The organism is Corynebacterium sp. TAE3-ERU16, from assembly GCF_019209935.1.
Lineage (GTDB): Bacteria > Actinomycetota > Actinomycetes > Mycobacteriales > Mycobacteriaceae > Corynebacterium > Corynebacterium antarcticum.
This window is the reverse complement of sequence record NZ_JAHUTN010000003.1, coordinates 96,403-116,836: the sequence shown is the minus strand read 5'-3', so window position 1 is coordinate 116,836 and position 20,434 is coordinate 96,403. Positions and strand designations below refer to the sequence as shown.

The window sequence follows — 20,434 nt, the reverse complement described above, 5'->3', positions numbered from 1 at the left end:
GTCGTCTCCTAGTATTTTGAGGCGACCGCACTGATCCTACGAGAGAGGCGACTGAGCCCCATGCCCCACGACCGCAGCACCCCGACCCCGAACCGGCGGCGCATGATCTCGCTCCTCTGCGGGGTGGTGCTCACCGGCACCGGGCTCATCGCCTGCTCCGTCGAGGGATCCGGCGATCGGGTATCCGATCAGAGCAACGCACAGTCGTCCCCGGCGCAGGGCCGGAAGCCCGTCGCCGAGCGCTACGGCACCGAACCGCGCGTCCTGTCCGACGCGGACCGCTCCGGCATCGAGGTCAGTGAACTGTTCTTCCCCGACGCGCCCGCCGCCGTCATCGCGACACCGGAACCCGCGGCGCAGCAGCGTGGTGCGAGCATCGCCCTCGCTGCCGGGCTGCCCTTGCTCACCGCCACCGGGACCAACGGTCCGGCACTGGCCGCCGAGATCGAACGACTCGGTGCAGGGGAGGTCCTCGCCGTCGGCGGTGCCGCGGTTGAGCTGCCGGAGACCGTCACCGTCCACACCGACGACGGAACCCCCGCCGCATTCGAGGCGCTCACCGGAAGAACCCCGAACCCCGTCACCCCGGACAACACGCCCGTCGGACTCCTCCGGCAGATCACCGCACTCAACGCCGGGGACCTGCTCGGCGCGGCCTCCGCGGAGGACCCCGCCGTCGCGGACACCGGCGCGGAGAACCCGACCGGCACGGAGACAGCGGTCGGTACCGAACCGGATTCACCGACACCGTCCGGCGGGAACCTCGACCGGCTGCCCAACCGCCACGGGGACAATGAACGGGCGCCCCTCGTCCTAGCCGCCCCCGGCACCGGGATCGCCGCCGTGGCCACCGCCCGCGCCGCCGGAGCGGACGTCGAGGTCCTCGAATACGCCGATCCCCGCGTGAGCGAGCATTCCCTCGAGCTGATCCGAGGTCTGGACGGAGAGCCTGTCATAGCACTCGGCCAGCTGTTCGGCGACTCGGAACACTTCACCCGCACCACGGAGCTGGCCCGCACCGTCACCGCGGAACAGCCCGGTGGGGGACAACTCGTGTTCCCGGGTCGGCGAATGGTCGCCTACTACGGACACCCCTCCGGCGGAGCACTGGGGATCATGGGGGAGCGGACCCCCGGGGAATCCGTCGCCCACCTCAACGAACTCGTCGAGCAGTACGCGTCGCTGTCCGGGGAACCCGTGATCCCCGCCTTCGAGATCATCGCCACCGTCGCCTCCGGCTCACCCGGGCCGGACGGCGACTACTCCAACGAAGCCGATCCGGAGGAACTGCGGCCCTACATCGACGCCATCACCGACGCCGGCGGCTACGCCGTACTCGACCTCCAGCCCGGCCGCGCCCGGCTCATCGACCAGGCGAAGATCTACACCGAACTGCTGAAACTCCCGAACGTGGGCCTGGCGCTGGACGCCGAATGGAAACTCGGCCCCGACGAGGTGCCGCTGCAGCAGGTGGGCCACGTCCAGGCGGACGAGGTCAACGAGGTCGCCGACTGGCTGGCCGAGCTCACCGCGGACAACAACCTCCCGCAGAAGGCGTTCGTGCTGCACCAGTTCCAGCTCCAGATGATCCGCGACCGCGAGACCATCGACCTCGAGCACCCGGAACTCGCGTTCGTCCTGCACGCCGACGGACACGGAACCGCCGGCGACAAGTTCGCCACCTTCGACGCACTCCGGCAGGATCTGGATCCCCGCTACTTCATCGCCTGGAAGAACTTCATCGACGAGGACACCCCGATGTTCACCCCGGAGCAGACGATGGAGATCACCCCCCGTCCCTGGTTCGTCAGCTACCAGTGAACGCCCGTTTCGCAGGCACCGGAGCCGCAGGTTCGGTGAGGGAAACTGTGTTGTGTGTCACCAAACGTTCCGCCGTGGGTACCCGCGGTGGACACACGGACAGCACGGTCTAGACTGAAGCGCAGTCGCACGCCACATTTTGCCGGCGTGGACCCGCCCCGGGCCGACGCGGTCGTGCCTGCCCGGACGCGGACGCAACCAGCACTCCAGGAGTAAGAACGTGAGCCAGAATGGCCGCCCGGTAGTACTCATCGCAGACAAGCTCGCACAGTCCACCGTCGACGCCCTCGGCGACGGCGTGGAGGTGCGCTGGGTCGACGGACCCAACCGACCCGAGCTGCTCGCCGCAGTCGGCGACGCCGACGCCCTGCTCGTCCGTTCCGCGACCACCGTCGACCGTGAGGTCCTCGAAGCGGCGAAGAACCTGACCATCGTCGGCCGCGCCGGCGTCGGTCTGGACAACGTCGACATCGCGGCCGCCACCGAGCGCGGCGTCATGGTGGCCAACGCCCCGACCTCCAACATCCACTCCGCCTGCGAGCACGCCATCTCGCTGCTGCTGTCCACCGCCCGCCAGATCCCCGCCGCCGACGCCACCCTGCGCGACGGCGAGTGGAAGCGCTCCTCCTTCAAGGGCGTCGAGATCTTCGGCAAGACCGTCGGCATCGTCGGCTTCGGCCACATCGGCCAGCTCTTCGCCCAGCGCCTCGCCGCCTTCGAGACCACCGTCATCGCCTATGACCCCTACGCCAACCCCGCGCGCGCCGCGCAGCTCGGCGTCGAGCTCGTCGAGCTCGAGGACCTCATGGGCCGCAGTGACTTCGTGACGATCCACCTCCCCAAGACCAAGGAGACCGCCGGCATGTTCGACGCCGAGCTGCTCGCCAAGGCCAAGAAGGGACAGATCATCATCAACGCCGCCCGCGGCGGTCTCGTCGACGAGCAGGCGCTCGCCGACGCCATCACCTCCGGCCAGATCCGCGGCGCAGGCTTCGACGTCTACTCCTCCGAGCCCTGCACCGACTCGCCCCTGTTCGGTCTCAGGGAGGTCGTGGTCACCCCGCACCTGGGTGCCTCGACCGTCGAGGCCCAGGACCGCGCCGGCACCGACGTCGCCGACAGCGTGCTCAAGGCGCTCGCCGGCGAGTTCGTCCCCGACGCCGTGAACGTCTCCGGCGGCCGCGTCGGTGAAGAGGTCGCCCTCTGGCTCGACCTCTCCCGCAAGCTCGGCCTCGTCGCCGGCGAACTCCTCGACACCGCCCCGGTCGCCCTCGAGGTCACCGCACGCGGCGAGCTGTCCACCGAGAAGGTCGACGCCCTCGGCCTGTCCGCCATGCGTGGACTGTTCTCCTCGATGATCGACGAGCAGGTCACCTTCGTCAACGCCCCCCGCATCGCCGAGGAGCGTGGCGTCGAGGTCACCGTCAACACCGAGAGCGAGGCGGTCAGCCACCGCTCCGCCGTCGAGGTCAAGGCCATCGCCTCCGACGGCTCCACCGCCACCGTCGTCGGTACCCTCGCCGGCCTCGACCGCGTGGAGAAGATCGTGCGCCTCAACGGCCGCGGACTCGACATGCGCGCCGAGGGCCGCAACCTGTTCCTCCACTACACGGACCAGCCCGGCGCACTGGGCAAGGTCGGCACCCATCTCGGTGGCGAGGGCATCAACATCGTCGCCGCCGCACTGTCGCAGGACGCCTCTGGTGAGGGCGCGACCCTGATCCTCCGCGTCGACGCCGAGGTGCCCGAGAAGATCGTCGAGGCCATCAGCGCCGATCTCGACGCAACCGCCTTCCAGGTCGACTTCGGGGCCTGATAGATCGGTCGTTCGACGAACCGCCACCCCGCCGTTTCTTCCCCTTGATGGGGGTGCCGGTGAGGTGGCGGTTCTTTCGTGTCCTGTGTCTGCATCGTCGATGCCACGGATGCGTACTCGCCCAAGATACCCGTTGGTTGTCCGTTTTTCGCTGACCGAACCAGTTTCCATGCTCTTCAGTCCCGGAAATCAGAGGGTAGAGTAGGTGACCATGACTGAAACGGTATCGGGCCTCGAACTACGCACCGCTGTCGGATCGTTCCCCTCCGGGGTGACGGTGGTGACCACCCATTCCGAGGGGAAAGACATTGGGCTGACAGTCAGCGCCTTCGCGTCACTGTCCCTCGAACCCGCAATGGTGGTCGTGTGCATCGAGAACAAGTCCAAATCATTGCCGCACCTGGCTGTCGGCCGTGAGATCGGCATCTCGGTGCTCGCGTCGGATCAGCTCGAACTGGCGGTGCAGTTTGCTCGACACGTGGACGACCGTTTTGCGGGTGTGGAGATCGAACGACGGGGGGAGATTGGTGTGCCCTTTGTCAAAGGTGCTGTGGCGTGGTTCCTGGGGGTGGTAGATTCGTGGTATGAAGGTGGGGACCACACTATCCTAACTATCAAAGTCACAAAATCGGACCAGAACTCAGAATCTTATCCTCTAAGTTATTTTAGAGGACATTTAATGCGTGACAAGAGTTTTGACAATAGCGAAAGGATCTAGGTGAGTATGGAAAACATTTGGGTTGAGAATCTGCAGCTTCCTGTCGGCCAAGGTGGTTTTCAGGCAGGGAGAATATGTAGAAATTATTCTAGCAATAGCGAGCATGTAGGCGCTGATTATGAGCAATTGTTTACTTGGGTGTACGATTGTGGCTCCACTGCAACGAAACCGAAGTGTAAAAAAGGAAAAAATACACCAGAAAAGTGGAGCCGTTCAAAAAACATAGAGCAATCGATAAATTTACTTAAAGAAACATTCTGTAATACCAAATTAAATCCAGAAATTAACGTTCTCTTTTTAAGTCACTTTGATTTCGACCATATAAGTGGCTTAAGGCAACTTCGTGAAGAATTTGATATTCGGTCAATCGTAGTGGCACCTTATTCCAGAAGAGATGTTTTGTTCTCGCTGCTAGATCTATTGGAACGAGGTGAACGTTCAATATTTACTGATGGCGATTTTATACACTATTGTGTTGATCGAAGTGGATGGCTTCGGGAAAAAATAATCAGCCGTGAAGGTAGCGAGTCGGACGACTCGGAAACAGTTTTTACTGTTGCTGACAGTAATAGCGATGAACGGAATGACGATGGTTTTGTTAAGGTAGATTTCGATTTTACATCGGGGACTGTGTTGTCTCGGAAAAATCTGGGAGAGTCGATTGGACGATCTCTCAAGGAGACTGGTTCAGCTACTGTCCTCTTGTCCGATGCTAGATCAAAAATACTGACACCGCTATGGTCGTTTTTTGCGTTCATTGAGGGGCGTCATAAAAGCTCTTTTGAAAAAATGAGAAGTGACGACACTAAAACGAAAGAATTTTCTAATTTACTAAGTGAATTAGTAGAATTATCACATCTAAATATAGCGGGCAGTGCAATAAAAACGAAAATTGTCGATTATCTTGAAGAAAAGGAAAAAGTATCCGTCAATAAAAAGACTGTTCACAATGAGCATTCCTTAATAGTTCTGAGTTTCCCGTTGTTTACTATTGCTGGAGTGCAGTTAACCTCATTTGCTAGAGGCGGAGAAGAAAGAGCGGGGAATATTCAGCATCTAATTTCCGTTGGTCTTGCGAGCGATGATTGTTACAGTAATTTTGACGACAAAATAGAAGAAACTTACTCTGACGTTCTGGAGTTGTTTTTCCCAGGTGCGCCAGTTCCTGCTTCTATCTTTCGGGAAATGATTGCCCAAAAAGTTGTGGAGTTTGGAGTTTCTGGTCACCCTGCTCAGGAGAGTGACTTCGAAGGTTGGGTAGTGAAAAACACTATGCTACTGAAACCTAGGTCGGACGATCTTGGGCTATCCTTCTTGTATACTGGCGACTCGAATTTAGGAGACGATGAAAAGTGTAAGAAATTGCAAGAAAGTATTATCTCAAGGCTTGGAAGTCTGAAGATGAGTTTTGAAAAAAATTGCCTTACTGGACCTATGGATGTTCCAGCGAATGCTTCTGTCTTTGTGCTTGATCTTCCTCATCATGGAGCGCGTAAAGATGGTTGTAGGGAACTTTTTACTGTATTTGATCCTTTAGTTTATTTTGCTAGTTTTGGAATTGGAAATCAACATAAACATCCTTCAGGCGAATTGATATCGGACACTTCGGCTGGGAACAAGTTTTATTTCCCCGTCACTCAGGAATCTTGGTTTCGGTTGCGCTCTGTCTCTGTGTCCTCCTAGCCTGTGTCGTTGATTTCGCCGTTTGTTGGATCGGGGTCAATGTAGTATTGGTGCTTCTTCTGGGGGTGTCGGAGTAGTTCTCGCAGCGGTGCCTCCAGATAGCATGTGTATTTATTTACGTTGGTCTCCACTTTATTATTGAGTATTGGTGATTCTCTCCGTTTTGCCGTTGGGATTGGTGTGACGGAGTAATTTCTCTGAGTTGTGCGAGAAGCACCTGGTGAAAGCTCAAGATATTCTTGGGGCGCCTATGGAAGGTCTGACGGTCTATTTTTTTAGTTTATCTTTGAGTGGTTTAATTTTCCGTTGGAGTAGGTCAGTGTTTGTTGAGTGTTTTGGGTACGAAATTCGCCAATTTATTATACTATATCCCTAGATCAAATCGGGGCTCTGAATGGATAACCAAAGGGGGTCTGACTGGTCCTAAGATGAGTGTTCCGAAATTGATATTCCCAATACTTACGTTATGGACGAGTATGTGCTTAGGGGGTAATCTCTTTGATTAACTGTCTTGTTATTTTTAATCTTTTTCGGTCATGTCGCGTCTGTATGTAGGTACACTGTCTAGATAATAATTCGGGATTCAGGTTTACGTGGGTTTTTCCTAGCAGCGCCCTCTTACATAGTGTTTTGCCGCAGTCAGCTACATCAAAAGCCGGGAGTCCATGCCAGAACTGACCTAACCGATCTCCACTAGAACCTGTCCGCCCTGCACGGATTCGCCGACACTGACGGGGAGGGATGCGACGGTTCCGCCTGCGGGCGCGGTGATCTCGGTTTCCATCTTCATGGCCTCGAGGACGAGGAGAACCTGGCCCTGCTCGATGGTGTCGCCCTCGTTGATCAGGACCTTGGACACGCTGCCGGCCAGGGGAGCGACGACCGCGTTCGAGGACACGCCCTGGACGGATGCGGTGGTCGGTGCCGCCGGGGTGTTGACGGGGCTCGAGCCCATGGAGATCACGGGACCGAGGGTCCGCTGCTCCTCCTCGACCTCCACATCGACGGAGTAGGCGACGCCGTTGACGGTGACCTTGAGTTTCATGTGCGGTGTGCTCCTTTGGGGGCGATCAGCTGGGTTTCGGCGGCGCGGGTTTCGGTGCGCCCGGGTGGGGTGTTGTCGGTCGGGTTACATCTGGGTGCGGTGGTGGATCTGGGCCGCGCGGCGTCCCTGCTGGGCCCAGGTGCGGTGCCGGTGGAAACGGACGGCGCGGACCTTGCCGGAGTTACCGAGGTAGGCGGACACCGCGGCGGAGATCGCCATGAGGATGTCGTCGGGGATCTCGACGTCGGAACGGCGCCGGAGTTCGTCGAGTTCCCGCTCGAGCTGGTCGATCCGCCTGCTCATGGTCTTGAGCGTGTCCTCGGTGACCTTGAGTCGTGCTTCGAGGTCGTCCCGGTCGGCGGGGTTCGGCGTGGTGCCGCTCACTGTGTTCTCCTGTGGGCTGGGTGCGGGGTTGTTCGGGGCGCTGTGCTTGTGGGGTGTGTGGTTTACACCGGTCCGAGGCCGTGCTTCTTAGCGGGCCGGTGTACCCGCTTGTTGGCCAGCAGTTCGAGGGCGTGGGCGATCTCCCGGCGGGTGTCGGCGGGGTCGATGATCTCGTCGACCAGCCCGCGGCTGGCGGCCATGTACGGCGAGGAGAAGGTGTCCCTGTATTCCTGGACGAGTTCCGCGCGGCGTGCCTCGGGGTCGTCGGCCGCGGCGATCTCGCGGCGGAAGACGACGTTGACGGCGCCTTCGGCACCCATGACGGCGATTTCGGCGGTGGGCCAGGCGAAGACCTTGTCCGCTCCGAGGTCCTTGGAGCACATCGCGACGTAGGCGCCGCCGTAGGCCTTGCGCAGGACGATGGTGATCTTCGGGACGCTGGCTGCGGAGTAGGCGTAGAGGACCTTGGCGCCGTGGCGGATGATGCCGCCGTGTTCCTGGGAGACGCCGGGCATGAAGCCGGGGACGTCGACGAGGGTGACCAGGGGGATGTTGAAGGCGTTGCAGAAGCGGATGAACTTGCAGGCCTTGTCGGAGGAGTCGATGTCGAGCACGCCGGACATGACGCTGGGCTGGTTGGCGATGAACCCGACGGTCCGGCCGATCATGCGGCCGAAACCGACGACCAACGAGCGGGCGAAGCCGGCCTGGACCTCGAGGAAGTCACCGTGGTCGACGATGCGTCCGATGACGTCGCGGACGTCATAGCCGCGGCGGCCGTCGACGGGGACGATGTCGCGGAGGGCGGGGTCGGATTCGACGATTTCGTCGGGGTTGACCAGCGGCGGTTCCTCGGTGTTGTTCTGCGGCAGGAAACTCAGCAGTTTCTGCGTGATGAGGATGGCCTGCTCGTCGTCCTCGGCGATGAAGTCGATGTTGCCGGCCTTGGACATGTGCGAATCGGCGCCGCCGAGGAACTCGGCGGTGACGTCCTCACCGGTGACGGTCTTGATGACTCCGGGCCCGGTGATGAACATGTTGGCCTTGCGGGTCTGGATGACGAAGTCCGTCAGTGCGGGGGAGTAGGCCGCGCCGCCGGCGCAGGGGCCGGCGATGATGGAGATCTGCGGCACGAGGCCGGACAGCAGGACGTTGTTGTAGAACACCTTCCCGTACCCGGAGAGCGAGCCGATGCCCTCCTGGACGCGCGCTCCGCCGGAGTCGTTGATCAGGACGAAGGGGGTGCCGGTGGTGGCGGAGGCCTGCATCATCGCGGCCACCTTGTTGGACTGTTCCTCGCCGGCGGAGCCGCCCATGACGGTGAAGTCCTGGGAGGCGACGTGGATCGGGCGGCCGTAGACGGCGCCGGACCCGGTGACCACGCCGTCGGCGGGCAGGGTCGCCTTGTCCAGTCCGAAGTGGGTGGAGCGGTGGGTGGTGAAGGCCCCGGTCTCCTGGAAGGTGCCCTCGTCGATGAGCAGGTCGACGCGTTCGCGGGCGGAGAGCTTGCCGCGTTCGTGCTGGGCCTCGATCTTCTTCTCTCCGCCGCCGGCGAAGACCTTCGCCCGACGTTCGGCGAGTTCGGTCAGGCGGGTGTCCATGTTGTCTTGCGCCATCGGACTATCGTGCTCCTTCGTGCTGGGGTGGTGCAGGGGGATGGGGGAGAGCTCTACGCGGGTTCGACGCGGACGGTCTGGCTGCGGCCGCCGACGGAGACCCGGTAGGTGATCGGTTCGCGCACGGCCGAGGCGCCCTCCTTGGCGGCCTGCTTCTCGGCCTCGAGCTGTTCCTTCGTCTTGCCGACGGACTTCGGGCCCTCGTCGCGGGTGGTGAAGAATCCGGGGGCGACGCCGGGGAACAGGGCGTTGGTCATCACGTCCTCGTCGGAGCCGTCGGCTCCCTCGAGGGCCGCGGCCTGCTCGACGAGTTCGTCCCACTCGGGGTCGAGGAGGTCCGCCGGGCGGCAGGTGATGGGTTCCTTCTTGGTCTGGTTCTTGGCCTGCTCGATGAGTTCCGGGTTGCGCTCACCGATGCACTCGCCGTAGTAGCCGAGCATGAGGTCGGCGAACTCGGCGGTCAGGACCTTGTACCGGCCCATGAGCACGTTGAACACGGCCTGCGTACCGACGATCTGGGAGCTCGGGGTCACCAGCGGCGGGTAGCCGGCGTCCTTGCGGACCACGGGGACCTCCCGCATGACCTCGTCGATGCGGTCGCCCGCGCCCTGTGCCTTGAGCTGGGACTCCATGTTGGACAGCATGCCGCCGGGGATCTGGGAGAGGAAGATGTTGGTGTCCACCAGTGTCTTCGACTCGAACTCGGCGTACTTGGGGCGGACTTCCTTGAAGTGGTCGCGGATCGTGATGAGCCGCTCCATGTCGAGGCCGGTGGTGTAGTCGGTGCCCTCGAGCATCTCGACGAGGGACTCGGTGGGGTTGTGTCCCGGGCCGAGCGACATCGACGATATCGCGGTGTCGACGACGTCGGCGCCGGCCTCGATGGCCTTCATCAGGGTCACCAGGGTGACGCCGGTGGTGGAGTGGCAGTGGACGTTGATCTGCGTGTCCTCGCCGTAGGTTTCCTTGATGCCGCGGATGATGTCGTAGGCGGGCTGCGGTTTGAGCAGCGCGGCCATGTCCTTCAGGGCGATGGAGTCCGCGCCCATGTCCAGCAGGCGTCCCGCCTGTTCGACGTAGCCCTCCACGGTGTGCAGCGGGGAGACGGTGTAGCAGATCGTGCCCTGGGCGTGCTTGCCGACGTTCTTCACCGCGGCCATGGCGTGCTCGAGGTTCCGGGGGTCGTTGAGGGCGTCGAACACGCGGAAGATGTCCATGCCGTTCTCCGCGGACAGTTCCACGAACTTGTCCACCACCATGTCCTCGTAGTGGCGGTAGCCGAGCAGGTTCTGGCCGCGGAGCAGCATCTGGAGTTTCGAGTTGGGCAGCAGCTTGCGGAAGGTGCGCAGCCGTTCCCAGGGGTCCTCGTTGAGGAAGCGGATGCAGGCGTCGAACGTCGCCCCGCCCCAGCACTCAACGCTCCAGTACCCGGCCTTGTCGATGTCCTCGCAGATGCCCGTCATGTCCTCCATGGCCATGCGGGTGGCCATCAGGGACTGGTGTGCATCGCGCAGTGCTACTTCTGTCACGCCGATCTTCCGAGGGTTCATGACCTCCAAGATACTGATGTAACGCGGAATGCGGAGGGGTATCGAATGTGGCGACGGACACCCCCGTCTTGTTTGGTCGGGCGTAATCGGAAGTTTACGGGCCGTTCGTCGGGAATGTCGTGGTAGACGCCGCGAAGCCACCCTGTCCAGCGTGCGGGCCATCAACTGTGTGTTGCATCACATGATGTGGGAGGTGGCCGACACAGGGCATGCGGGTGTCGCCTAACGCTCGATCGCCGGCCCGCGGGCGTCCCCCGTGGCGTTCGTTTCTCCGCTCACGGTCCGGTAGGCGGCGGCGACGGTGAGGATCGCCAACGGGATCGAGACCAGGATCCCGACCCCGAGCGCGAGCGCACCGGCAATGATGACCGGGATGCAGACGAGCAGCAGTGCGACGAGCCGGAGGTAGTGCGCCCGGCCCATGGCGAAGCCCCGTGCGAGGGACTCGCCGACCGTCGCGCCCGCGGTGCAGCAGAACGGGGCGAACAGTACAAAGGGCAGCAGCAGAACGTTCACGGCTGCGGTGATCAGGGCGGTGAGCCGTAGGCGGAAGTACCAAGGACCGTCGATGAGCGCCCACTCCGGTCCCAGGAGATCTGTGACGTGGATCACGGCCGCCTGGACCGTGAGGAACGCGGCGCCGATCAGCAGCAGTACGGGGAAGGCGTTTCCGTGTTCCCTGTCGGTGTTGTCCCCGTCTCCTGCGGTGTCGCGGAGTGCGGCCCGGATGATGAAGGTGAACCCGAGCGCGAACAACGCCGTGGATATCACACCGCTGATGACTGCTCCGATGACTGCTTCGGTGGTCGCGCTGAATCCTCCCGAATCCTCATACCGGAGGGTCGGCGGTGCGAACAGGATCGCGATGATCCCGTATCCGAGCCATCCCCATGTGTTCGTGAGGAAGGTTTCCACGGCCGTGTTCAGGCAGCGGCGGATGGAGAATCCGCCGGTGGTGGTCCCGGAGGTGGCGAGGTCGTCGCTGGTACGCATCCGGCTCCCCGAAGAAGTCAGCCCCGTGTACGCGCGGGGGGAACGGCGTCCGGTCACCGACAGGGTAACAGGGTGAGCCCGCCGCAGGGGTGGCCGTGGAACCCACGGCCACCGGGTCAGACGAGTTCGCCGGTGAGCCGGTCCAGACGCCGCTTCGACGCACCGTCGAGGCCGATGATCTGCACCTCCGTGCCCTTCGCCGCGTACTTGCGGGTGATGGCGTCGAGAGTGGCGACGGTCGAGGCGTCCCACACCTCGGCGTCGGTGAGGTCGATGACGACCTGGGCGGGATCGTCGTCGTAGTCGAACTGGTAGACCAGATCGTTCGACGAGGCGAAGAACAGCTGACCGACGACGCGGTAGGTGCGCAGATTGACCCGGCCGTCATCGTCGGTGTCGACGTCGGCGATCTTCTCCACCGTGGTCAGGTGGGCGACCCGCCGGGCGAACATGACCATCGCCATGACCACGCCGGTGACGACGCCGACGGCGAGGTTGTGTGTGGCGAGGGTCGCCGCGACGGTGACGAGCATGACCGCGGTCTCGGACCAGGGCATGAGGGTGAGGGTGCGGGGGGCGATGGAGTGCCAGTCGAATGTGCCGACGGAGACCATGATCATGATGGCCACCAGCGCGGCCATGGGGATCTGTCCGACGATGTCGCCGAGGGTGACCACGAGGATCAGCAGGAAGATTCCCGCGAGCAGGGTGGACAGCCGGGTGCGGGCACGGGATTCCTTGACGTTGATCATCGTCTGGCCGATCATCGCGCAGCCGCCCATGCCGCCGACGAAGCCGGAGGCGATGTTCGCCGCGCCCTGGCCCCAGGCCTCACGGGTCTTGTCGGAGCGGGTCTCGGTGATGTCGTCGACGAGTTTCGCCGTCATCAGGGACTCCATGAGACCGACGAGCGCCATCGCGAGCGAGAACGGCGCGATGACCTTCAACGTCTCCAGTGTGAGCGGGACGTCCGGGATGAGGAACTGCGGCAGGCTCGAGGGCAGCTCGCCCTGGTCGGCGACATCGGGAAGCCTGAGGCCACCGAGCATCGCCACGGCGGTGAGCACGATGATCGCGATGAGCGGTGCCGGAACGGCCGTCGTCACGCGCGGCAGGAACACCATGATCGCGATGGCCACCGCCATCAGCGGGTACACGATCCACGGCACGTTGTGGAGGTGCGGTATCTGCGCCATGAAGATGAGGATCGCCAGTGCGTTGACGAATCCGACCATCACCGAGCGCGGGATGAAACGCATCAGCTTCGCCACACCCGTCGCGGCGAGCAGGATCTGGAAGACACCGGCGAGAATCACCGCCGCGATCAGGTAATTCAGTCCGTGGGACGCGACCAGTGGCGCGATGACCAGGGCCACCGCGCCGGTCGCCGCGGTGATCATCGCCGGTCGTCCGCCCGTGAACGCGATGGTCACGGCCATGATGAAGGAGGAGAACAGCCCGACCCTGGGGTCGACGCCCGCCAGGATGGAGAAGCTGATCGCCTCCGGGATGAGCGCGAGTGCCACGACGAGGCCGGCGAGGACCTCGATGCGCAGCCTGCGCGGGGAGGAGAAGGCGGCGCGGAAGGAAGCCGGAATACTGATGTCTCCGTGGGTGTCGTTCACGGCGGAGCGCTCGAGGGGCATGGGGGCCTTTCAGGTGGATCATGGGGAATCAGCGTGGCGCCCGACCGCACTGGGGCGTGGTCGGCGGGTCGGGTGCACGGCGCTCCCGCGGTTGATCCGGGGAGGGTGCGGCCGATGAAGAAAAAGCCCGATCGGGCGCGTTGCGCTATCCGGTCGGGCACACAGGAGGTCCACCCTAGCGGTGTTGCGGCACAAATGGAAACGGTGCCGGTGCTCGCCCCGCCGATGCCCTCACCGCGTGGCGTAGGTTGGACAGGGAAGAAACCAGCCCGGACCGAACCCCGGCCGCCCCGACCCGCCCGAGGAAGTGACCCCCACCGCTCCATGAACGAACTCACCCGGCCCGACACCGCCCTCGTCCAGTCCGCGGCCCGCGGAATCGGCCTCGAGCCGCGGGCAGCCGCCCCCGGGGCCGACGTCACCGTCGACCACGGTCCCGTCACCCTCACCGTGCGCGTGGACACGGAGAACGACGACCCCCGGATCATCGCGCTGCTGCGCTACAACGGCACCGTCACGGCGGCCGACTACGTCACCGCACTCGTCGCCGCGAACGCGGTGAACTCGGCCCCCTGTGCCCCGCACGTGTTTCTCTCGGCGCCCGGCGGGGAACCGCTGCGCACGGTGCTCGCGCCGGGGGAGAGCACCTCGGCCGAGGATGCCGCCCCCCTCGATGTCACCGCCCGCCTGGTGTTCCCGGTCGGCGACGGGGTGACCAGGGGACAGGTGGCCGGACTCATCGGCACCGCACTGCGCATCGGCGGGGAACTCGCGGAGGCGATCGCGAAGGCGCTGCCGGACTCGGCCCCCGAGGTCACGGAGACACCGGGCCGTTCCGTCGTCCGGCCGCCGTCCCCGGAGCTCCCACCGTTGACCCGGGAGCGGGTCGCAGGCTGGTTCGCGGCGCGCGGGGTGGAGGAGGTTCCCTACGACGAGGAGACGGAGACCGTGTGCCTGTCGATGGACGGAACCCCCGTCGACATCATCCTCGCCGATCCGGGGCAGGCGGTCATCCGCGTCGCGGCCCGCGTACCCGCGACCGGTGAACCGGATCCCGGACAGCTCCTGCACGTCTGCAACCACGCCAACGCGTCGTCCACGACCGCGGCGGTGTGCGCGGTGCAGCAGTCGGGTGACTGGTGGCTCGTGTCCCGCGTCGGAGTCCCCGTGGCCGCAGGCGTCAGTGACACTCAGGTCGACGCCGTGATCAGGACCGGTGTCATCGGTGCCGGTTCGCAGCTGAAGGCCGTGCTCCGGCAGGTCTGACCAAGCTCCGGCCGGGGGCTGTGGGACCGGTGGGGAAGTGTTAGACTCACCCGCATAAGTTCACTATGTGGGAATGGAGTCTCATAAAATGAAACTGGCGGTCATCGGCGGCGACGGAATCGGCCCGGAGGTCACGGCGGAGGCACTCAAGGTCCTCCGCGCGGTACGCGACGACATCGAGACCACCGACTTCGACCTCGGTGCGCGCCGCTACCTCGCCACCGGCGAGACCCTCACCGACGAGGACCTCGCCAGCCTGCGGGAGCACGACGCGATCCTCCTCGGCGCCGTCGGCGCACCGGGCGAGGTCCCGCCAGGTGTCCTCGAGCGCGGGCTGCTGCTCAGGATGCGTTTCGCCCTCGACCACCACGTGAACCTGCGACCCGCGAAGCTCTACCCGGGATCCGCCAGTCCGCTCGCCGATCCGGGCGAGATCGACTTCGTCGTCGTCCGCGAGGGCACCGAGGGCCTCTATGCAGGTAACGGCGGCCTCCTCCGCGAGGGAACCGAGCACGAGGTCGCCAGCGAGGTCAGCCAGAACACCCGCTTCGGCGCGGAGCGCGTCGTCCGCGACGCCTTCGAGCGCGCCCGCGCACGACGTGGACACCTGACCCTCGTGCACAAGACCAACGTCCTCGTCCACGCCGGTGGGCTGTGGCAGCGCACCGTCGACGCCGTCGCCGCCGAGTACCCGGACGTCACCGTCGACTACAACCACATCGACGCCGCCACCATCTACATGGTCACCGACCCCTCCCGCTACGACGTCATCGTCACCGACAACCTCTTCGGCGACATCCTCACCGACCTCGCCGGCGCGGTAACGGGCGGGATCGGGCTGGCCGCCTCCGGCAACATCGACGCCTCGGGCGTCAACCCCTCCATGTTCGAACCGGTCCACGGCTCCGCACCGGACATCGCCGGAAAGGGCGTCGCCGATCCGTCGGCCGCGATTCTCTCCGCGGCACTCCTCCTGCGCCACCTGGGCGACGGGGACAACGCCGCACGCATCGAGAAGGCCGTCGCGGAGGACGTCGCCTCCCGCGGTACCGGCGGTGTCGTCACCAGCGAGGTGGGCGACCGGATCGTCGCGGCTCTGGGGTAGTGCCCCAGGCCCGGGCGCGACCCCTCCACCGGCGGGAACCACTGAGTCTCCGATTCCTCCGCCCTGCCCGGGTCACCGGAGATGAATCCGCTGAACCCGGTCCGGTCCGGCCGCGGTCCGGACAAACGGTGATCCCGCACTCCGGTGATCCCGTCGGTCACGTCCACGGAAGTCCGCCGTCGGGGTGTGACGCCGATTTCCCGGCGTCACGGGGTGGAGAGAGAACCGCCCCACCCCGTGAAACCACGGGGGATTCGGGCGTGGGCCGGTCCGTGGTCGGCTGACCGGACGACATCCCGGGGATGGTGGAACCCCGTCAGGGGTGTCGCGCGGGCTGTCCCCCACCGCTGCACCACGCGGAAACGGGCGCACACCACCGGTGTGTCCTCGCTGACGGTGAAGTGGGGATCGCCGATCGCTTCGCGGTATTCGGTGCTGTGCCGGAACCCGCGGTGCGCCGACGCCCACTCCCGGGCGGTCGTGTACCCCTCGCCCTCGGTCCGGGGCGAACTCATCGTCCGCGTCGCCGAACGGGCGGATCACCACGTCCGTTGTCTCGATGACGCACACCGGCCGGTTGTCGCTGTCGACCACGACCTCACGCGTGGCCGCCGGGGCCCGGGGATCGGTGCCCTCGGCCTCGTGCTCGCGCAGCTGGGTGGAGGTGGCGGTTTTCTCCCCGCCGAGAATCGCCGCGACCAGGGCATCGCGCAACGGTCCCGGGAACGCGAACTTGCCGGCGGGGAGTGCCGGGTCGGGCGGTGTGTCCGTCAGGAAATGATATCCCTGTGCCCGGTGCGGTGTCCGCTGTTCTACTCAACGATCAGCTTGTAGTCCTCCGCGATCCGTCGCCGCCAGCAGGCGATGTCGTGGCCCCCGACGAATCTCCTGGCGATGTGGTTCACGCCGAGTTCGCGCAGGCGGTCCTCGGCGTGCTCGAAGCCGTGCACCATGAGCCACTCGAGTTCTCCACCGTCGATGACGACCCGGATCCGGTCCGGTAGTTTGCGCAGCAGCTCCCAGTCCTCGAAGCGGGAGAACGGCGTGGACAGGGCGATGACCCCGGCCACCTGCTCGGGGCGGGTCGCGGCGGCGTAGAGGGCGCCGAGCCCGCCGTAGGACGAACCCGCGACGACGACCCTCGGCGCGCCGGTCTCCCGGGCCACGGTGTCGAGCACCGCGGCCGTGAAATCGTCGTTGCGCAGGAGGTCACGGTTCCTCGACCCGACGTCGTGGCCGTGGATGATGAACGCGATGTGGGAGGGGATCACGTCGAGGGTGGACAGTGCGGCCATCGCTCCGGCGTTGTGGAACAGCGGGCCGTCGAACACCACCAGCGGTACCCCGGTGCCACCGGTCTCCACGAGGCGCATGCACCGTGGGTCGGCAGCCTCGATGTTCACGGTCCGGGCCGGCCAGCCGGGCTCCTCGCCCGTGGCGTGGTCCATCGCGGCGTCCGGTGCGGAGACCACGGTCGCCGGAGCGGACGAGTGGTTGATCTCCTCGCCCTCGGGGAGGAGCGCGCCCCGGATCAGGTCCTTCCACCAGGCGCGTTGTGCGGCACCGGTCGGGGCCACGGGATGCTCGCCCTCCATCGGCAGGTAGCGGACGCTTCCGCGCCAGCCCTTCGGGACCTTCAGGACGCAGGCGCGGACCTTGGGGACCTCGGGATGCGGGCGCATCAGACCGGCCTCGAGGCGCGACCGGTCGGTGATTCCGGAGACGTCCGCGAAAAGGCTGCGGCCGGGTGCTCCCCGGGTGGTCGCCAGGACGAGTGCCCACCCGTCGTCGTGGGGGACGAATCGTGGGGTGTTGGCGCAGGCTGCATCGCACAGGACGTCGTCGGCGACCGTGTCGAGGGGTAGGGCGTTGTCCTTGATGGGGAACGGACGGGTGCCCGGTTGGACGCGAACGGTGGACAAGCGAATCACCTCGGGTTGACGGTCGGGGGGCCGGCCGGATTCAGGCGTGTGACCCTGTGGTCCACGCATGTAGTTCGATTGCGGTAAGCGTACAAAAATCGGGGACGTGAAACCAGGGTGCAACCGGGAATTCACAGTGAACGGTGATAGCTTTCCGATGAACCCACGGTGACCACATTGGAGACGTGCATCACGTGAATTGACTGCATGTGTCCGCGATCACCATATACACTTGCTGCATGTCTGTTGAACTTGATGAGGTCCGCGACTTCCTGGCCACCACCGATCCCTTCGCGCAGCTGCCGGATGAGGTCCTGGACGCCCTGCCCGCGCAGATGGACATGCGCTATGTCCGTCGTGGGGTGACGATCGTCGGGACGGGGGACACCAACGACACCCTCCACGTGATCCGGTCCGGCGCCGTGGACATCACCGATGCGGAAGGCATCCTCCTGGACCGGCGTGGTGCGGGCAGGACCTTCGGGTACTCGACTCTCGTGGGTGACAAAGCGGCCTCCCGGTACGACATGATCGCCGTCGAGGACACCCTCCTCCTCGTCCTGCCGCGTCAGGCGTTCGTCGAGCTCGCGGAGGAGCATCCCCAGGTTCAGCGCTACTACTCGGGTCAGTCCGCCCGGATCGCAGCGGCGGCCTCGTCCCTGCGGCAGGACTCAGCCTCCGACGTGTTGAGCACCCTCGTCGGGGACTTCATGGTCACCGAACCCGTGTCGGTGGAGGACGGCGTCTCGGTCCGTGAGGCCGCCCGGACGATGGAGGGTAACCGCGTCTCGTCCCTCCTCATCACCCGCGGTGGAGATCTGGCGGGAATCGTGACCGACCGGGACATGCGGGGCGGAATCGCCGCGGGAACGGACCTGGACGGACCGATCACCGAGATCATGACGGCGGGACCGAAGACGGCGACGTCCGACATGCCCGCCTTCGAGGCGATGCTCCGCATGGCCGAACGACGCGTCCACCATCTTCCGGTCGTCGATTCGGGTCGCCTCGTCGGGCTGGTCAGCTCCTCCGACATCATGCGGCTGCTGCGCCATGACCCCATCTACCTCACCGCGGACCTCTCCAGGCGCGACACCCCGGAGGAACTGAAGGAGGTCTACGACAACGCCCACGACGTGGCCGTCCGGTTCATCGAACGGGGCGCCAGCTCGGAGGAGGTCACCGGACTGCTCACCGTCGCGGCCGACGGCCTGGCCAGGCGCCTGCTGCAGCTCGGCGAGGAGAAGTTCGGCGAGCCACCGGTCCCGTACGCCTTCGTCGTCGTCGGCTCGCAGGGGCGCCGCGGCATGGGGCTGGCGAGCGACCAGGACAACGCGATGGTGCTCGACGACTCCTTCGATGAGGCGGAGCACGGACAGTACTTCGCGGATCTCGCGACCTACGTGTGCGAGGGCCTGGCCGCCGCCGGTCAGGTGCTCTGCCCGGGCAACATGATGGCGATGAATCCGGACTGGCGGATGACGGTCTCGACGTGGATCTCCACGTTCCACAACTGGATCACCGCACCCGAGCCGGACGCCCTGCTCCACGCACAGACCTTCTTCGATTTCCGGGCCATCCACGGCGAGGAGAGACTCGCCGAGGAGGTGCACGCCTTCGCCGTCCAGCAGGCCCGGAGTGCACAGCGGATGCACGCGCACCTCGGCGCGCTGGCCGCCCGCCGCGAACCGCCGCTGGGGCTCTTCCGCGGCCTGGTGGTGGACCGCTCCGGGGAGTACGCCAACACCCTCGACGTGAAGAAGGGCGGCACCGCCGCGATCGTCCAGATGGCGCGGCTGTTCTCCCTGGCCAGCGGAATCGACGCCGTGGGTACCCGGCCACGCCTGAAGCTCAGTGCCGGGCAGGGGGCGGTGTCCACGGGCGGGGCCGAGGAACTCATCGACGCCTTCGACTTCCTCAACACCATCGCCCTCAAACAGCAGGCGGAGCAGGTCCGGCGCGGCGAGGAGCCGAACTACCACATCAACCCGAAGGCGCTGGGCAGGCTCGATTCCGAGCACCTGCGCGACGCCTTCCAGATCATCAAGAACATGCAGAACGCACTGGCGACGAAGTACCCGGTCAGGAGCATCTGATGTTCGGTCTGGACAAGCGCTCCCGCACGATACGCGCCGCGACCGGCCCGTTGGCGGAGTTCTACCGGAGCAGTTTCCCGGTTCCCTCCGACAAGCTGGACACGTTGCCGTTGCTCGCCGTCGACGTGGAGACCACCGGACTGACCCCGGGAAAGGACCGGCTGCTGTCCATCGGTTGGGTGCCGGTCGACGGCGGGTCCATCGACCTCGCCGGAGCCGGACACGTCGTGCTCCGCGGAGCCGAGGGGGACGCCTCGGTGGGGGACTCCGCCACCGTCCACGGCCTGACCGATGACGCCGTCGCCGCGGGCGAGGACCCGGCAGAGGCGGTGGCCCGGCTGCTGGACGCGCTCGCCGGGCGGGTCATGCTCGTCCACTACGCCCACATGGAGCAGGGGTTCCTCGGGTACGCGTGCAGGCGGCACTTCGGCGCCGACCTGATGGTCCCGATCGTCGACACCTTCGCCGTGGAACGCCGGCACATGGAACGCATGGGAACCTATCCCCGGGGCGAAGACCTGCGCCTGCCCCGGGTGCGCGGCCGCTACGGGCTACCGTTCTACCGCAGCCACAACGCGCTCACCGACGCCCTGGCGTGCGCGGAGCTGTACCTGGCCCTCGCGGCGAACGCCCGGGGCGACACGATGAAGACGATGCAGCCCTGATCCTCTCGCCTGCCGCGGGAAACCACCGGTGGCCGCATGGGAACTGACGGGCACCGCTGATCCCGGTGGGACCGTCCCGACCGCCACCCACGTACCGTGCCCGCGCCG

General features: G+C 64.9%; 16 protein-coding genes. 8 read left to right on the top strand and 8 right to left on the bottom strand.

Annotation, left to right across the window (positions count from 1 at the left end):
• Positions 1–60 precede the first annotated feature (60 nt).
• The 4 genes from KRX55_RS04430 (at position 61) to KRX55_RS04415 (ending at position 6,038) form a co-directional block, all read left to right on the top strand.
• Positions 61–1,821 (top strand): MBL fold metallo-hydrolase, encoded by a 1,761-nt coding sequence (locus KRX55_RS04430; protein ID WP_218406591.1) that lies wholly within the window; start codon positions 61–63, stop codon positions 1,819–1,821.
• 220 nt (positions 1,822–2,041) lie between these two features.
• Positions 2,042–3,637: a phosphoglycerate dehydrogenase gene (serA, locus tag KRX55_RS04425; RefSeq protein ID WP_218406590.1), complete on the top strand. Its 1,596-nt coding sequence runs from the start codon at positions 2,042–2,044 to the stop codon at positions 3,635–3,637.
• A gap of 211 nt (positions 3,638–3,848) precedes the next feature.
• Entirely contained in the window at positions 3,849–4,355 is a 507-nt protein-coding gene (locus KRX55_RS04420; RefSeq protein WP_218406589.1) for a flavin reductase family protein, read from the top strand.
• Positions 4,356–4,361: 6 nt separating this feature from the next.
• Complete coding sequence (locus KRX55_RS04415) at positions 4,362–6,038, top strand: MBL fold metallo-hydrolase (protein WP_218406588.1); 1,677 nt, start codon at positions 4,362–4,364, stop codon at positions 6,036–6,038.
• A gap of 679 nt (positions 6,039–6,717) precedes the next feature.
• Here KRX55_RS04415 and KRX55_RS04410 read toward each other — a convergent pair.
• The 6 genes from KRX55_RS04410 to KRX55_RS04385 form a co-directional block, all read right to left on the bottom strand.
• Positions 6,718–7,083 carry a biotin/lipoyl-containing protein gene (locus KRX55_RS04410; protein ID WP_198737324.1) on the bottom strand — a complete coding sequence of 122 codons (366 nt, stop codon included), beginning with the start codon at positions 7,081–7,083 and terminating at the stop codon, positions 6,718–6,720.
• Positions 7,084–7,167: 84 nt separating this feature from the next.
• Positions 7,168–7,386 (bottom strand): hypothetical protein, encoded by a 219-nt coding sequence (locus tag KRX55_RS04405; RefSeq protein WP_198737642.1) that lies wholly within the window; start codon positions 7,384–7,386, stop codon positions 7,168–7,170.
• A 143-nt stretch (positions 7,387–7,529) separates the two neighbouring features.
• Positions 7,530–9,083 (bottom strand): acyl-CoA carboxylase subunit beta, encoded by a 1,554-nt coding sequence (locus KRX55_RS04400; protein WP_218406587.1) that lies wholly within the window; start codon positions 9,081–9,083, stop codon positions 7,530–7,532.
• A gap of 53 nt (positions 9,084–9,136) precedes the next feature.
• Complete coding sequence (locus KRX55_RS04395) at positions 9,137–10,633, bottom strand: methylmalonyl-CoA carboxytransferase subunit 5S (RefSeq protein WP_218406586.1); 1,497 nt, start codon at positions 10,631–10,633, stop codon at positions 9,137–9,139.
• Between the two features lie 222 nt (positions 10,634–10,855).
• Positions 10,856–11,626: a hypothetical protein gene (locus KRX55_RS04390; protein WP_218406585.1), complete on the bottom strand. Its 771-nt coding sequence runs from the start codon at positions 11,624–11,626 to the stop codon at positions 10,856–10,858.
• A gap of 116 nt (positions 11,627–11,742) precedes the next feature.
• The gene (locus KRX55_RS04385) at positions 11,743–13,272 is read right to left on the bottom strand and encodes a SulP family inorganic anion transporter (RefSeq protein ID WP_218406584.1); all 1,530 of its coding nucleotides are present in this window, start codon (positions 13,270–13,272) and stop codon (positions 11,743–11,745) included.
• 324 nt (positions 13,273–13,596) lie between these two features.
• Between KRX55_RS04385 and KRX55_RS04380 the strand changes: the two genes are divergently transcribed.
• Both KRX55_RS04380 and KRX55_RS04375 read left to right on the top strand, forming a co-directional pair.
• Positions 13,597–14,538 (top strand): YbjN domain-containing protein, encoded by a 942-nt coding sequence (locus KRX55_RS04380; protein WP_218406583.1) that lies wholly within the window; start codon positions 13,597–13,599, stop codon positions 14,536–14,538.
• Positions 14,539–14,626: 88 nt separating this feature from the next.
• The gene (locus KRX55_RS04375) at positions 14,627–15,643 is read left to right on the top strand and encodes a 3-isopropylmalate dehydrogenase (protein ID WP_218406720.1); all 1,017 of its coding nucleotides are present in this window, start codon (positions 14,627–14,629) and stop codon (positions 15,641–15,643) included.
• 72 nt (positions 15,644–15,715) lie between these two features.
• Here the strand turns inward: KRX55_RS04375 and KRX55_RS12020 are convergent, their stop codons facing one another.
• On the bottom strand, positions 15,716–16,357 hold the full coding sequence (locus tag KRX55_RS12020) for an ASCH domain-containing protein (RefSeq protein WP_218406582.1): 642 nt from the start codon (positions 16,355–16,357) through the stop codon (positions 15,716–15,718).
• A gap of 98 nt (positions 16,358–16,455) precedes the next feature.
• On the bottom strand, positions 16,456–17,565 hold the full coding sequence (locus KRX55_RS04365) for an alpha/beta fold hydrolase (RefSeq protein ID WP_218406581.1): 1,110 nt from the start codon (positions 17,563–17,565) through the stop codon (positions 16,456–16,458).
• A gap of 239 nt (positions 17,566–17,804) precedes the next feature.
• Here KRX55_RS04365 and KRX55_RS04360 point away from each other — a divergent pair, with 239 nt between their 5' ends.
• Together KRX55_RS04360 and KRX55_RS04355 are read left to right on the top strand one after the other, a co-directional pair.
• Positions 17,805–19,661, top strand: coding sequence for a DUF294 nucleotidyltransferase-like domain-containing protein (locus tag KRX55_RS04360; RefSeq protein WP_218406580.1), 1,857 nt, complete (start codon positions 17,805–17,807; stop codon positions 19,659–19,661).
• The gene (locus tag KRX55_RS04355) at positions 19,661–20,326 is read left to right on the top strand and encodes an exonuclease domain-containing protein (RefSeq protein WP_218406579.1); all 666 of its coding nucleotides are present in this window, start codon (positions 19,661–19,663) and stop codon (positions 20,324–20,326) included. The genes KRX55_RS04360 and KRX55_RS04355 overlap by 1 nt, the downstream gene beginning before the upstream one ends.
• The last annotated feature ends 108 nt before the right edge of the window (positions 20,327–20,434 follow it).